This is a genomic window from Xenorhabdus bharatensis (assembly GCF_037996705.1).
GTDB classification, from domain to species: Bacteria; Pseudomonadota; Gammaproteobacteria; order Enterobacterales; family Enterobacteriaceae; genus Xenorhabdus; species Xenorhabdus bharatensis.
On record NZ_JBBMXG010000008.1, the window covers coordinates 167,612 to 182,470 of the forward strand.

The 14,859-nt window shown below is 46.1% G+C and carries 13 protein-coding genes; 4 read left to right on the plus strand and 9 right to left on the minus strand.

Features of this window, described 5'->3' with window-relative positions:
- Nucleotides 1-58 precede the first annotated feature (58 nt).
- Nucleotides 59-856: an MIP/aquaporin family protein gene (locus AAC855_RS09775; protein WP_340609366.1), complete on the minus strand. Its 798-nt coding sequence runs from the start codon at nt 854-856 to the stop codon at nt 59-61.
- Between the two features lie 378 nt (nt 857-1,234).
- Between AAC855_RS09775 and zapB the strand changes: the two genes are divergently transcribed.
- On the plus strand, nt 1,235-1,477 hold the full coding sequence (gene zapB, locus AAC855_RS09780) for a cell division protein ZapB (RefSeq protein ID WP_099111244.1): 243 nt from the start codon (nt 1,235-1,237) through the stop codon (nt 1,475-1,477).
- A gap of 111 nt (nt 1,478-1,588) precedes the next feature.
- Here zapB and rraA read toward each other — a convergent pair whose 3' ends face one another.
- The 7 genes from rraA to priA all read right to left on the minus strand — a co-directional run bounded on the left by rraA (nt 1,589) and on the right by priA (nt 9,794).
- Nucleotides 1,589-2,098: a ribonuclease E activity regulator RraA gene (rraA, locus tag AAC855_RS09785; protein ID WP_340609367.1), complete on the minus strand. Its 510-nt coding sequence runs from the start codon at nt 2,096-2,098 to the stop codon at nt 1,589-1,591.
- Nucleotides 2,099-2,206: 108 nt separating this feature from the next.
- On the minus strand, nt 2,207-3,127 hold the full coding sequence (locus AAC855_RS09790) for a 1,4-dihydroxy-2-naphthoate polyprenyltransferase (RefSeq protein WP_340609368.1): 921 nt from the start codon (nt 3,125-3,127) through the stop codon (nt 2,207-2,209).
- Nucleotides 3,128-3,237: 110 nt separating this feature from the next.
- Nucleotides 3,238-4,569: an HslU--HslV peptidase ATPase subunit gene (gene hslU / locus AAC855_RS09795; protein WP_340609369.1), complete on the minus strand. Its 1,332-nt coding sequence runs from the start codon at nt 4,567-4,569 to the stop codon at nt 3,238-3,240.
- Nucleotides 4,570-4,580: 11 nt separating this feature from the next.
- Nucleotides 4,581-5,111, minus strand: a complete 531-nt coding sequence (gene hslV, locus AAC855_RS09800) for an ATP-dependent protease subunit HslV (protein ID WP_099120862.1) — start codon at nt 5,109-5,111, stop codon at nt 4,581-4,583.
- Between the two features lie 141 nt (nt 5,112-5,252).
- Complete coding sequence (ftsN, locus tag AAC855_RS09805) at nt 5,253-6,080, minus strand: cell division protein FtsN (RefSeq protein WP_340609370.1); 828 nt, start codon at nt 6,078-6,080, stop codon at nt 5,253-5,255.
- Between the two features lie 73 nt (nt 6,081-6,153).
- The gene (gene cytR, locus AAC855_RS09810) at nt 6,154-7,179 is read right to left on the minus strand and encodes a DNA-binding transcriptional regulator CytR (RefSeq protein ID WP_340609371.1); all 1,026 of its coding nucleotides are present in this window, start codon (nt 7,177-7,179) and stop codon (nt 6,154-6,156) included.
- 416 nt (nt 7,180-7,595) lie between these two features.
- Nucleotides 7,596-9,794, minus strand: coding sequence for a primosomal protein N' (gene priA / locus AAC855_RS09815; protein WP_340609372.1), 2,199 nt, complete (start codon nt 9,792-9,794; stop codon nt 7,596-7,598).
- Nucleotides 9,795-10,001: 207 nt separating this feature from the next.
- On the opposite strand from priA, the gene rpmE reads away from it, so the two are divergent.
- A complete protein-coding gene (rpmE, locus tag AAC855_RS09820) occupies nt 10,002-10,214 on the plus strand; it encodes a 50S ribosomal protein L31 (protein ID WP_099111252.1) in 213 nt (70 codons plus the stop codon).
- A gap of 137 nt (nt 10,215-10,351) precedes the next feature.
- Here rpmE and metJ read toward each other — a convergent pair whose 3' ends face one another.
- Nucleotides 10,352-10,669 carry a met regulon transcriptional regulator MetJ gene (gene metJ / locus AAC855_RS09825; protein WP_340609373.1) on the minus strand — a complete coding sequence of 106 codons (318 nt, stop codon included), beginning with the start codon at nt 10,667-10,669 and terminating at the stop codon, nt 10,352-10,354.
- A gap of 289 nt (nt 10,670-10,958) precedes the next feature.
- Here metJ and metB point away from each other — a divergent pair, with 289 nt between their 5' ends.
- Complete coding sequence (metB, locus tag AAC855_RS09830) at nt 10,959-12,155, plus strand: cystathionine gamma-synthase (protein WP_340609374.1); 1,197 nt, start codon at nt 10,959-10,961, stop codon at nt 12,153-12,155.
- Nucleotides 12,156-12,164: 9 nt separating this feature from the next.
- Nucleotides 12,165-14,600, plus strand: coding sequence for a bifunctional aspartate kinase/homoserine dehydrogenase II (locus AAC855_RS09835; RefSeq protein WP_340609375.1), 2,436 nt, complete (start codon nt 12,165-12,167; stop codon nt 14,598-14,600).
- The last annotated feature ends 259 nt before the right edge of the window (nt 14,601-14,859 follow it).

The following is a 14,859-nucleotide window of genomic DNA, read 5'->3' on the forward strand; positions in this document are numbered from 1 at the left end:
TCTTATTTAATAATTTTTTATTTTTTAATCTGTTATCATATTCTAAATATAGGCAAAACTAATTTTCACGTGGTAAATGGCGGGAAATTAATTTGCGGTAACCAAATGCACCCAGAATGGCACCAACGATGGGGGCTACCAATGGAACAAGGAAATAAGGGATGTCCCGACCTCCGGTCAGAGCAATATTTCCCCATCCAGCAAGATAAGCAACTAATTTAGGTCCAAAATCACGAGCGGGATTCAGAGCAAACCCGGTCAGAGGGCCAAAAGAGCCACCGATAACGGCAATCAGAATACCGATAGTCAATGGTGCCAAAGGGCCACGTGGAATACCGTTGCCATCGTCTGTCAGAGCCAGAATCAGGCAAAGCAAAACAGCCGCGATGATAACTTCAACAATAAATGCATGGAATACGGATATTTGTGTTGCAGGGTAAGTGGAAAAGACGCCAGCCGTGAAAAGACTTTCTTGCGACCCACGAACAATGTTGTGAACTTGCTCATAATCAAGGAAAAGGTTGTAATACATCATATAGACAATAGCTGCGGCGACAAAACCGCCCAGCATTTGGGCAATGATGTAAGGGAGCACTTTTTTTCTGTCAAAACTGGCAAATAGGCATAGAGCAATAGTTACTGCGGGATTAAGGTGTGCACCAGAAATTCCGGCAGTAAGGTAAACAGCTAGGGCAACACCAAAGCCCCAGATAATGCTGATTTCCCACTGTCCAAGTTGTGCTCCTGCAAGACGTGCAGCAGCAACACAGCCTAAGCCGAAGAAAACAAGCAATGCTGTACCCAGAAATTCTGAAATACATTGACCTGATAATGTTGGAGTGGTGATCTGGCTCATATCTACATCCTATAAAAATACAGAGAGGAGATTAATTTCTTGCTGCGTTCTGAGCACGCAGAGAAAGGTGGTGTGAATTTATCGTTAATGAGCGGAAACGAGAAATAGCGAAATTGAAATCTGCGTGTTGCGTCAACAAAATGAGCGAATTCGCATTTAATTGGGGTTTTATTCATCGTTGAAATGTGATCTTATCTTCATTTAGGATTAGTCGCTATATTTCTCGTCATACCCGGTAAATTTAGGGTTACCTCGCGTAATAAATAAGGAGGTAGCTCGCAAGATGAAGGGTATATGCCACACATTAGAAGTATGAAACTAGACAGGCGTTAACAGGCTAAATACAATCAAGGCATTGCTTATAAGAGGGGCTCGAGAATGTCATTTGAAGTTTTTGAAAAGCTGGAATCTAAAGTTCAGCAGGCAATTGATACCATTACTTTGCTGCAAATGGAAATCGAAGAATTAAAAGAACAGAACGCAGTGTTATCTCAGGATGTCCAGAATGCGACAGACAGCCGTGATTCACTGGTACGTGAAAATGAGCAGCTCAAACAAGAACAATCAGCATGGCAAGAACGCTTACGTACCTTGTTGGGTAAAATGGAAGACGTGCAATAAAGTGCCCGCTGACTTTACCGAAAGATAGTTTTGCAGAAATTATTTTGCAAAAAAAAGGGCGATAATTATTGCGCCCTTTTTTATCAGGAGTGATAGCTGGATTATAATCTATTACACTTCATCATTATCCTCATTCCCATCTATTTCCAGCGGAACTTCTGACAAAATCATTCCTGTGTTATCTGCATAAAGATAATCACCGGAAAAGAAAGTCACTCCGCCAAAATTCACTCTGATATCGCTGTCCCCGATGCCTTCATTGCTTGAGCCAGCAGGGATTGCTGCCATCGCCTGAATACCAATATCAAATTCAGCAAGGTAATCAACCTGACGCACGGCACCATAAATGACGATGCCTTCCCATTCGTTATTGACAGCAAGCTGGGCCAGCTCGGCATCGAGCAGAGCCTTGCGTACCGATCCGCCACCATCAACCAGTAAAATGCGCCCGCGTCCCGGCTCTTCCAGCAAGTCATAGAGCAGTCCGTTGTCTTCAAAACATTTCACCGTGATGATTTGACCACCAAATGAAGTACGCCCACCAAAGTTGGAAAATAATGGCTCTACCACATTCACATCTTCTTGATAGATATCACAAAGTTCGGAAGTATCATATTTCATGGGATTTACGTCTGGTTTATGCAAGGAACGGACAGTATATCCTTTTAAGACTAGCGTTGGCAAAATCATCAATCTTAAAACGTGAGGATAAAATTGATATGTACTCGCTTAATTAAGTATCAGTCCAATTGAAAACAGGATGTTGGTCAGGAGTGCCACTTTGACCATCTGTACTAATTGAGGGCGCATACCTTCGGCTGTTGGATCGCGCAGAACCTGTAGTACATGCTTCAATAGCATTGGGAAGGCCAGCAAAAATAACCAGCTATACCCGCTGTTGTTCAGGTACAGAAGTGTAAAGGCGATAAAACAGACCATAGCTCCCGTAAGCAGAGCAGCATGATAATAACGAGCTTTTTTGCCACCGAGTCTGACTGCCAGAGTATTTTTGCCATTCTGGCTGTCTGTTTCGATATCCCGCAGGTTATTAATATTCAGCACAGCTACGGAGAGTAAACCACAGGCAGTTGCTGGCAGAATGGTACTTAAGGAAAAAGTATGGGCCTGTAAATAATACGTGCCAAGGACACTGAGCCAGCCAAAGAAAATCAGGACTGAAAGATCACCCAGCCCCATATAGCCGTAAGGTTTGGCACCAACGGTATAAGTAATGGCTGCAATAATTGCCAGTAAACCTAATCCCAGAAAACCGATAATATCGCCGAAGCTATGGCAGGCTACGGTGATAAGAGCAATGCCTGACAAACAGGAGAGTAGCACGGTAATTTTTAGTGCGGTTTTCATTTGTTGGGCGGTAATCAGGCCTTTCTGCATACCTCGCATTGGGCCGATACGCTTTTCGGTATCACTGCCTTTGGCGACATCACCATAATCATTGGCGAGGTTAGACAGAATTTGTAGCAGGGAGGCAGTCAGGAGGGCTAATAATGCCACAGGCCAGCTAAAATGACCGGTCCATGAAGCAAGAGCTGAACCGGTCATAATGGCAGCTATCGCCAGCGGGAGGGTTTTCGGACGCAAACTTTCCAGCCATGCCTGCATTTGACTGCTTGTCGTTGTTGAGTTCATATTGTCATCAAATATGTCATGTGTGATAAATTTTGATTTAAGCAGAATAGAGAAATGGGAGGCAAGCCTCCCATTTCATTTTTACTGTTACTAAGCAGGATCCAGATCAATTACAGGATGAATCGACTCAGATCTTCATCAGCGACCAGTTCGTCTAAGTGTTCTTTGACGTAGTCAGCGTTGATTTCAACTGACTGGCCCTGAGACTCGCTGGCGTCGAAAGAGATATCTTCCATCATACGCTCAAGAACAGTATGCAGACGACGGGCACCAATATTTTCGGTTGTTTCATTCACCTGCCATGCTGCTTCTGCGATTTTGCGAATACCATCAGTGGTAAATTCAATATGCATGCCTTCTGTTGCCATTAATGCCTTGTATTGTTCTGTCAGTGAAGCATTTGGTTCAGTCAGGATGCGTTCAAAATCTTCGGTAGTCAATGCTTCCAGTTCGACGCGGATAGGCAGACGGCCCTGTAGTTCCGGGATCAAATCGGAAGGGCTGGAAACCTGAAATGCGCCGGAAGCGATGAACAGAATATGGTCGGTTTTTACCATGCCATGTTTGGTGGAAACCGTACAGCCTTCAACCAGTGGCAGCAGGTCGCGCTGGACTCCTTCACGGGAAACATCCGGGCCGGAGGTTTGACCGCGTTTACAAATTTTATCGATTTCATCAATAAAGACGATACCGTGCTGTTCAACAGCATCAATGGCCTGCTGTTTCAGCTCTTCAGGGTTCACCAGCTTCGCAGCTTCTTCTTCCACCAGCAGCTTGAATGCGTCTTTGATCTTCATCTTACGGCTTTTTTGACGCTGACCAGACAGGTTCTGGAACATAGACTGCAACTGGTTGGTCATTTCTTCCATGCCCGGAGGAGCCATGATCTCAACACCAACCGGGGCAGCGGCCACTTCGATCTCGATCTCTTTCTCATCCAGCTGACCTTCACGCAGTTTTTTGCGGAATGCCTGACGGGTAGAGGATTGTTCTGGCTGCTCTTCAGCTTGTCCCCAGTTGTTTTTCGCTGGTGGTAACAGAACATCCAGAATACGTTCTTCTGCCAGTTCTTCAGCACGATAGCGGTTTTTTTCAATGGATTGCAGGCGCACCATTTTTACTGCCGCATCAGTCAGATCGCGGATGATGGAATCAACTTCCTTACCGACATAACCCACTTCAGTGAATTTTGTTGCTTCTACTTTGATAAAAGGCGCATTGGCCAGTTTAGCCAGACGACGGGCGATTTCGGTTTTACCCACACCAGTTGGGCCAATCATCAGAATATTTTTCGGTGTCACTTCATAACGCAGTGATTCATCCAACTGCATACGACGCCAGCGGTTACGCAGAGCGATGGCAACAGCACGCTTGGCTTTATCCTGACCGATGATGTGGTTGTCAAGTTCGCTGACAATTTCGCGAGGAGTCATTTCAGACATGCTATCTATCCTTACGCTTTTGAAGGCAGTTCTTCGAAGTTATGATTTTGGTTGGTGTAGATACAGATATCGCCAGCGATAGTCAGGGCGCGTTCTGCGATTTCCCGGGCACTGAGTTCAGTAGTTTCGAGCATGGCGCGTGCAGCCGCCTGTGCATATGAGCCACCGGAGCCAATAGCGATGAGATCATTTTCTGGCTGAATGACGTCACCATTACCTGTAATAATCAGAGAGGCATTTTCATCTGCAACAGCAAGCAGGGCTTCCAGCTTACGGAGCATTCTGTCTGTCCGCCAATCTTTTGCAAGTTCAACAGCAGCTTTGGTCAGGTGGCCCTGATGCATTTCCAGTTTGCGTTCAAACAGCTCGAACAGGGTGAAGGCATCAGCGGTACCGCCGGCAAAACCCGCGATAACCTTGTCATTATAAAGGCGGCGTACCTTACGGACATTGCCTTTCATAACGGTATGGCCCATTGTTGCTTGTCCATCACCACCGATGACGACCTGGCCATTACGGCGAACACTTACGATTGTAGTCACGAGTTAGCCCCTGGTTACAAAATAGAAGATGGTACACACGATACTTTTGCTTACTAAAACCTTGGCTGTAAGCCACATTGTTTATCAAAAACAGCGTGTGCACGTTATTAGAAATCAAGATGGGGGGAACTTTCCTGTTTTTCAACCCCCTGCAGGGCGGAGAATACAGCTGGGAATACCTGTATTAGTCACACGCTTGTGCATTTTTTCTGCACTTTCTCTGTTTTTATACGGCCCTAATACCACCCGATTCCAACTGTCCTTAGTTGTGATCTTACTCTCAATACCTGCCAGTGCAAGGTTGGCACGGACAGATTCTGCCTGTTCCATCGTACGGAACGAACCGCATTGTAACATTAATCGGGATCCATTCGGCTCTGTCTTGGGTTTATTGGTTTCATTAGGTACTTGTGATTGAGGCACCTGAGCCTGAGGTGATTGTAGTGGCACAGACGGCTTATTCTGCTGTGGAGCATATTCTGAAGGCGGCTGTTGTGACGGGGGATTGATAATCACACGTGAGCGGGGTACTGGCTCACTGTTATAGGGAACTTCAGCCAATTGGACAGGCGTCTGACGCATGTCAGCCTGCATTTGTTCAAGTAACTGGCGCTGCTCTGGGGTTAATTCTGCTGGCCGGTTGGTTGGTTGACCGGATATTGGCGATGGATCCTGAATGGATGGCAGACCTACAGGTCGGTTTTCCAGCTCTTTAATATAGCTCCAGCGTTCTTCTGGTTTTGGTGGCAGACTATGGCCTTTAGGCTGGTGAGCAACTGGCGGTATATTTTTTTCACTTTCATGTTTAGTGTGTACGATGAAATAAAGCCCGCCAATAAATGTGACGACCAGAGCTCCAGCAATGACTAATAATGTTTTAGGCAGCCCTTTAGCCTGATTTTTTTTCTTACCAGTCCCTTTTTTGCGGGGATTAGAATGCCCGCGCCCCACATAATCTCGTTGTGCCACTGTATTTAATTCGCTGAGTTATTAAAAAATTAAGGAATAGAAACCTAATGTTACTGAACATGCCTTTCTTTGCCTAGCTTTTAGGCGAACAAGTGCTTCCTCGAATAAGAAGTTCGGCATCCAGTAATCGTGAACCTTTCGAAACCATACGGCCCTGAAGTTGTTCCAGCAGCAAAAGCATTGAGTTATGCCCAATTTCATAACATGGCTGTGCCACGGTTGTCAGAGGGGGATCGCTATACTGCGCTGTGCTGATATTATCAAAACCAATAATGGAAAGATCTTCTGGTAATTTTAACCCCATTTTTTTAGCTTGCCACATTGCTCCGATTGCCATGACATCACTATGGCAGAAAATAGCACTGGGTGGGTTGGTTAGGGTAAGCAGCTTTTCTGCTAATTCGGCGCCACTTTCGTGCGTAAAATCGCCTTTGATAATGTATTCATCCCGGATAGGCAAACCGGCACGGCGTAATGCCTGAATGTAACCCTGAAGCCGATATTGGCACAAAGGCATTGATTCTGGGCCGGTGATACAGGCGATGCGCTTATGGCCCAGTGTTTGCAGGTGATGCGTGGCATTGAAAGCAGAGGTCAGGTTATCAATATGGACGGTAGGAAGTTCCAGCTCAGGCGCAAATTCGTTGGCCATCACCATAGGAGGCATGTTTTTCTGTTCTTCTTTGGACACATCGAATGGAATGTTTGAGCCGAGCAGTATCATGCCATCAATGCGTTTGGTGATAAGCAGGTTAATAAAGGCATGTTCCTGCTGTTGCTGGTGTTTACAGTCACCAATGAGAACCAGATAACCATGTTGGGCTGCAGCTTCTTCAATGCCACGGATAATTTCATTGAAGAAAGGGTCGCAGATATTAGGCACAATGACCAGAATGGCTCTGGATTCATTCCGCCTTAAATTTTTGGCGAGATTATGGGGATAGTAACCCACTTCCAGTACGGCATTTTCTACTTTTTGGCGGGTGTGTGCAGAAACTTTATCAGGATTCATTAGCGTTCTTGATACAGTTGCGGTAGAAACACCAGCTACTTTGGCTACATCTTTCATTGTCGCCAATGCACAATTCTTTTTTTCCATAGCCGCTCCTCGCTTTCTACTGGCAGTGAAACGATTGCTATACCCTTCGTCTTTCAAGTTGCCTCTTTGTTGGCTACGCTCACTCACCCCGGTCACATAGTTATCTATGCTCCCGGGGACTCGCTCCCTTGCCGCCGCGATGCAATTTGAAATCCATTGGGTATATCCGTAAATTTAAAAAATTAACGACAAAAAACGCCAGCCATTTCTGTGGGGAAACGCTGGCGGATTCGTTTTCTACAGTCATATTAATAAATCCATTTTAAACAGATTAACAGTTCAAGCTGTTACTTTGTTTGCATAAAAAATGTGATACGCATCATTTATTAGAGCTGCTTCGCAAATTAAGGAAATAAGTTTCACTGTTTTTCATGGGGTTCTGCTTAGTTTTGAATTTTTATGGCCGCGTTTTTTTATTAGCCTTCAGTCGGATCGACATCAACATTCCATTTTACTCTACGTGCCAGAGGCAGCGCTGTAATGCCCGGATAGACCTCAGTCATCATTTTCTGGAGAAAAATCCGCGAAGGATGCTGTACCAGCAATTGCCAGCGATAACGACCACTGCGTTTGGCCTGTAAGGCGGGAACAGGGCCCATAATCCACAGCTGGTCATTATACAGGGGATGTTGCTCAAACAGTTGGCGCATTTGCTGTAAAAAAGCAGGAGACTGCTGATTATCGTGATCTTCTGAGCGCAGCATGATATGGCTGACAAAAGGAGGCAGAAGAACCTGTTGGCGCTCTTCTATTGCTTGCCGGGCAAATGCGTCATAGCCTTTTTCCAGCAATACCTGCAAAAGCGGATGTTCGGGATGGTGAGTCTGAAGGACGACCTCTCCCTGCTTGCCAGCGCGTCCTGCCCGGCCGGAAACCTGAGTATATAGTTGTGCAAAGCGTTCAGCGGCACGAAAATCGGCAGAAAACAGGGCCCCATCAACATCCAGTAAAGCGACGAGTGTGACATCTGGGAAGTGGTGGCCTTTCGCCAGCATTTGGGTGCCGATGAGAATGCGGGCTCCTCCCTGATGAACTTCAGCCAGTTGTTGTTCTAAAGCTCCCTTGCGGCTGGTGGTATCTCTATCGATACGGGTAACCGGAATATCGGGAAATAGTTGGCTGATACCATCTTCAAGTTGCTCTGTTCCCAGCCCCACCGGAATGAGATTTGTTGTCCCACATTGTGGGCATTGGCGTGGGATGGGTCGTTGGCTGTCACAGTGATGGCAGCGCAGATGGCGATGATTCTGATGGAGCGTGTAATAGTGATCACAACGCTGACATTCTGCTATCCAGCCACATTCATGGCAGAGTAGGGCAGGTGAATAACCGCGCCGGTTCAGGAACAGGATAACCTGATTATCGGCTTTTAAATGTTCACTAATGCGGTTAATCAGTGGCTGAGATAAACCGACAGTCAGCGGTAATCCTTTCATATCAAGCAGGTGTTGAGTGGCTGGTTGGGCGTGACCTGCCCGCTTTGTCAAAGTGAGTTGCCGATATTTACCTTGCTGTACATTGTGCAGTGTTTCCAGGGCAGGTGTTGCGGTTCCCAGAATAATGGGAATACTCTCTTTTTTGGCCCGGAATACTGCCAGATCACGGGCGTGATAACGCCAGCCTTCCTGTTGTTTATAGGAGCTGTCATGTTCTTCATCAATAATGATGACACCTAAGTGGGCAAAAGGGGTAAACAGTGCGGAGCGAGTGCCGATGACAATCGCATTTTCGCCCCGTCTGGCTCTTAACCAGACCGATAATCTTTCGCTGTCATTTAGAGCTGAATGCAGTACATCGACAGGGGCATTGAAACGTTCTCTGAACCGGCGAATAGTCTGGGGTGTTAAGCCAATTTCAGGGACTAAAATCAGTGCCTGTTTTCCCTGTTCCAGAATATTTTCCAGTATACTCAGATAAACTTCGGTTTTACCTGAACCCGTGATACCAGCAAGTAACCAAGGCGCGAAAGTTTTATCTTCTGCACGAATAGCGCCAACTGCGGTGGCCTGTTCAGTGTTGAGTTTCAGCCGTTCGCCGATAACCTGAAAATGTTCCTGCCAGTTCTTAGTTTCCGGCTGTACCGGATGCAAATCAATGAACCCCTTTTTTTTCAGTGCCTGTAGTGCACTTTCGCTGATTTCCAATTCAGAAACCTGATGGCGATAAATTGACTGCTGGCGCAGTTTGGCTAATGCCTGTTGCTGTTTGGCGGAGCGTTTAAGTTGCTCTGGTAGTACTTTCTGGCCGGTGTCTGTAATTTGCCATTGCCAGAGCGGGGAAAATTCTGCTGGTTTGCCCTGCCGCAGCAAAACAGGCATAGCATGAAAAAGAACTTCTCCGAGCGGGTAGTGATAATAGCGGGCAGACCATTGGAGCAATTGCCAGAGATCGTCAGGGAAAAGGGTAGCTTCATCAAGAAGTTCAGTAATTGATTTAAGTTGTTCAGGAGCGAATTCACTGTGGTCGGTGATCCCGGTGACAACACCAATTGCACTGCGTTTGCCAAAAGGCACTCGCACCCGTATTCCAAGAGCAGGAACGGGCAATCCTTCGGGTAACAGGTAATCAAAAGAGCGGGCCAAAGGGACAGGTAACGCAACCTGAACAACAGTCATAAAGTGATTTCCGGATGATTAATGGCAAACATATAAACAAAGAGTATCATAGCAACTCAGCAGATTTCATTGCGCAATAAAACGATATTCTGTATGATCCGCCGCCTTTGGTATCAAAATTACCGAACTTATTTTAATCAACACGACGTGTGGTGTCTGGCGGCAATAAGGCCGGATAGCGACACGGCCTTAACAGAGGTTTTCCCCATGAGACAAGGTATTCACCCTAAATACGAAGAAATTACTGCATCCTGTTCTTGCGGTAACGTTATCAAAATCAAATCTACCGGTCACGATGTGAACTTGGACGTTTGTGGTGCATGCCACCCGTTCTACACTGGTAAGCAGCGTGACGTTGCGACTGGTGGTCGTGTTGATCGCTTTAACAAACGTTTCAGCGTTCCAGGTGCTAAGAAGTAATTCTTACTGCCAACAAAAACGCCCGGTGTATACGCCGGGCGTTTTTGTTTTAAACGAATGTAATGTTAACTGCCTACATCTGATTGATTTCAAGTCGCAGTACCGCATATAAACAACGACTTGAGATAAAAGAGATATCAATATTCCCAAGTATCGGGATCGATCCCACACTCGCGCATTATCTCTTTGGCTGCTTCAGGAATTTCATCATGACGCTCTTTGCGTAAATCATCATCGTTAGGCAGAGGCTGTCCGGTGAATGCATGGAGAAATGCTTCACACAGTAATTCGCTATTTGTTGCATGACGCAGATTATTTACCTGACGGCGGGTGCGTTCATCAGTCAGTATCTTCAATACCTTTAATGGAATTGAAACTGTAATCTTTTTGACTTGTTCACTTTTTTTGCCATGTTCAGCATAAGGGCTGACATACTCACCATTCCACTCAGCCATGAGATACCTTAAATAGTTTTAAATCAAGCAATTGAAATCAGAAATAAAAGAAATTATTTCTGAACTATGTTCGTGTCGATAATCCCGCATTTTAGCATATTTCCCCTATCGACTATATCGCTACGGTTAAGGAATTCAGAAAATATGCCCTAATCTGATATCAAAACAGGGGTAATAGACGGGTTGTATAATTAAAGCGTAAATTTTTTTGGATGTCTAGATGTGTTGACGTCTATATTTCTGGAGGTTATTCTTCTGTCACTCCTAAAATACAATAATGGGTAGAGCTATGGGGTTTAAACAAATCGTGGGGTGTAAACAAATAGCGGGTTGTAAACAATCAACGGTTGCAGTTCAAAGTGGTATAAATATTGACGAACAATATGGCTGCGTTGTCCCTCCCGTCTATCTTTCCAGTACGTATAATTTCACGGAATTCAATGAACCGAGAGCGCATGACTATTCCCGGCGAGGTAATCCCGGGCGTGATGTTGTCCAGCAGGTTCTGGCTGAATTGGAAGGCGGTGCGGGAGCGGTGCTGACCAGCAGTGGGATGTCAGCGATTCACTTGTTATGCACGGTATTCTTACAGCCGGGAGATCTGCTGGTGGCTCCCCATGATTGTTATGGCGGGAGTTATCGTCTGTTTGACAGTTTAAGCCGCCGTGGAGCCTACAATGTTATTTTTGTGGATCAGTCGGATGAAACAGCATTGAAGCAGGCTCTTGCCCAAAAACCTAAATTGGTACTGATTGAAACCCCCAGTAATCCGTTACTGCGGATCGTGGATATCCAATATATCTGTGAACTGGCTCGTGAAGCCGGCGCATTAACGGTCGTTGATAACACATTTCTGAGTCCCGTCTTACAGAAGCCACTGGATTTGGGCGCCGATTTGGTTGTTCATTCCTGTACAAAATACCTGAATGGGCACTCTGATTTAATTGCGGGTGCTGTGATTGCTAAAGATCCCGCCATTGCCGAGGATTTGGCATGGTGGGCGAATAATATCGGCGTAACAGGCGGGGCTTTTGACAGCTATTTGCTGTTGCGGGGAATTCGTACATTATCAGCCCGGGTACTTCTACAGCAAAATAATGCGGCGGCCATTGCGGCATATCTGCAACAGCAGCCACAGGTGAAAAAACTCTATTATCCGGGGCTGAAAGATCATCCGGGCCATGAAATAGCGCGCCGCCAGCAGGCTGGATTCGGTGCGATGCTGAGTTTTGAACTTGCTGGTGATGAGCAAACAATGCGTGGCTTTTTATCTGAGTTAAAATTATTTACGCTGGCCGAATCACTGGGTGGTGTGGAATCATTGATTTCTCATACCGCAACAATGACACATGCCGGTATGTCGGCAGAAGCAAGGAAACAGGCGGGAATTACGGATTCACTTCTTCGTATCTCGGTGGGAATAGAAGATAGTCAGGATTTAATTGCTGATCTGGATAGTGCATTTCAGGCAGCGGCAACGAGGTAAGCATTCATTATGGTTGAACTGGCAATAGCGGGGGCGGAATCTGGCCGCCAGTTACATAAATTTGGCGGTAGCAGCCTTGCAGACGTGAAATGTTATAAGCGGGTTGCGGATATTATGGCGAACTACAGCCAGCCGGGTGATTTGATGGTGGTCTCGGCGGCGGGGAGTACGACGAATCAGCTGATTGACTGGCTGAAACTGAGCCAGAATGACCGTATTTCAGCCCATCAGGTACAGCAGGCCTTACGGCGTTATCAGCAGGAATTAATCCGGGGATTGTTGCCAGAAGCTGCCGCCGAAACACTGATCGCAGATTTTATTGCTGATTTGGAAAGGCTGAGTGCATTACTGGATAAACCGGTGAGTGATATTACTTACGCTGAAGTTGTTGGTCATGGCGAAATATGGTCTGCCCGCCTGATGGCCGCAGTGCTTGAATCTCAGGGTATTCCCAGCGCATGGCTGGATGCGCGTCAGTTCCTGCGGGCTGAGCGGGCGGCTCAGCCGCAGGTCGATGTTATCTTATCCCAGCCTTTATTGAGCCGGTTATTAGGTGAGAATTCTGATAAGCGTCTGGTGGTGACAGGTTTCATATCCAGTAATCAAAAAGGAGAAACCGTATTATTAGGGCGTAATGGCAGTGACTATTCGGCTACACAGGTTGGGGCATTAGCAGGTGCCAAAAAAGTGACAATCTGGAGTGATGTGGCTGGGGTTTACAGTGCAGATCCACGTAAAGTCAGCGATGCATGCCTGTTGCCATTATTGCGTCTGGATGAAGCCAGTGAGCTGGCACGTCTGGCTGCTCCTGTACTTCATACCCGAACATTACAGCCTGTTTCGCTCAGTGATATCGATTTACAATTACGTTGCAGTTACCAGCCTGAACAGGGTTCTACCCGTATTGAACGGGTTCTGGCATCAGGGATGGGCGCAAAAATTGTGACCAGCCACGATGATGTTTGTCTGATTGAGTTACACCTTTTTTCTGCCCTCGATTTTAAACAAACTTATAAAGATATCGACTCATTACTGAAGCGTGCCCAAATCAAGCCGTTGGCAATGGGGCTGCATACTGACTGTAATTTGATTCAGCTTTGTTATACTTCTGAAATAGTTAATAGTGCCTTCGAAGTATTACAGGATGCCTCTTTGCCGGGAAAACTTTCTCTGCGCGAAGGGTTCTCGCTGGTTGCGTTGGTTGGGGCGGGTGTATGTAAAAATCCGTTGCATAGCCACCGTTTTTATCAGCAGCTTAAAGATCAGCCGGTTGAATTTATCTGGCATGCTGAAGATGATATCAGTCTGGTTGCTGTACTGCGTTTGGGTCAGACATCACATCTGATTCAGGGGTTACATCAGAGTTTGTTCCGGGCAGAAAAACAGATCGGTTTAGTTCTGTTTGGAAAAGGAAATATTGGTTCACGTTGGCTGGAGCTGTTTGCGCGTGAACAGAAAAATATCTCGGCGCGCAGTGATTTTGAATTCATTCTGGCAGGCATTGTTGATAGTCGCCGAAGCCTGCTGAATTATCAGGGGATTGATGCAAGCCGGGCATTGGCATTCTTCAATGATGAAGCCAACACTCATGAAGATGATGAGCTGTTTTTGTGGATGCGGGCACACCCTTATGATGATTTGGTCGTTCTTGATGTGACGGCGAGTGCAGAATTGGCGAGCAACTACATCGATTTTGCCAGTTATGGTTTCCATGTGATTAGTGCTAATAAAGCGGCCGGTGCTTCCGACAGTAATACTTATCGCATGATCCGGGATGCTTTTGCAAAGACAGGTCGTCACTGGCTATACAACGCAACTGTTGGTGCAGGGTTACCTATTAACTATTCCGTCAGGGATTTACGGGAAAGCGGCGATACAATCCTGTCCATCAGCGGCATTTTCTCTGGCACATTATCGTGGTTGTTCCTCCAATTTGATGGCACAGTTCCTTTCAGCGATTTGGTGGAACAGGCATGGCAACAAGGGCTGACAGAGCCTGATCCCCGTGTTGATCTTTCAGGTCAGGATGTGATGCGTAAGCTAGTCATTCTGGCTCGTGAGGCGGGTTATGAGATAGAGCCGGATCAGGTACGGATAGAATCACTTGTACCACCAGAAGCCAACGTTGGCTCGATTGACGAGTTTTTTGAAAACAGCTCTGCTATCAATGAGCAGATGCAGAAACGGTTGGATGCCGCGCGTGAAATGGGCATGGTACTACGCTATGTGGCCCGCTTTGATGCTAAAGGCAAAGCTAAAGTTGGGGTAGAAGCTGTGCGTTCAGAGCATCCTTTAGCCTCGTTATTACCGGGAGATAATGTGTTCGCCATAGAAAGCCGCTGGTATCGTGATAATCCTTTGGTCATTCGTGGCCCGGGAGCAGGGCGTGATGTCACGGCCGGTGCGATTCAGTCAGATTTGAATCGTTTATCGCAGCTTTTATAGTCATCCGCACTTTTTATCAGAATATTGGGTTTACGCCTGTTCCTTCTTTTATTTTTGATTGGAGCAGGCTCACGTAACCCCCATTCACCAGCAAAATTTCGTTGTTTTTCCTTCATTGTTGGGAATTTTCAAAGCCAATAGTCTGATTCTGATTAAAGAAAGCTTTGAGTAAAATTTCATAAAATCCGCCCAATTTGTTTGTTTTCTGATATGAATAGTAGATTAGAAATAAAAACTACAGCAACACAAGGTCAGAACT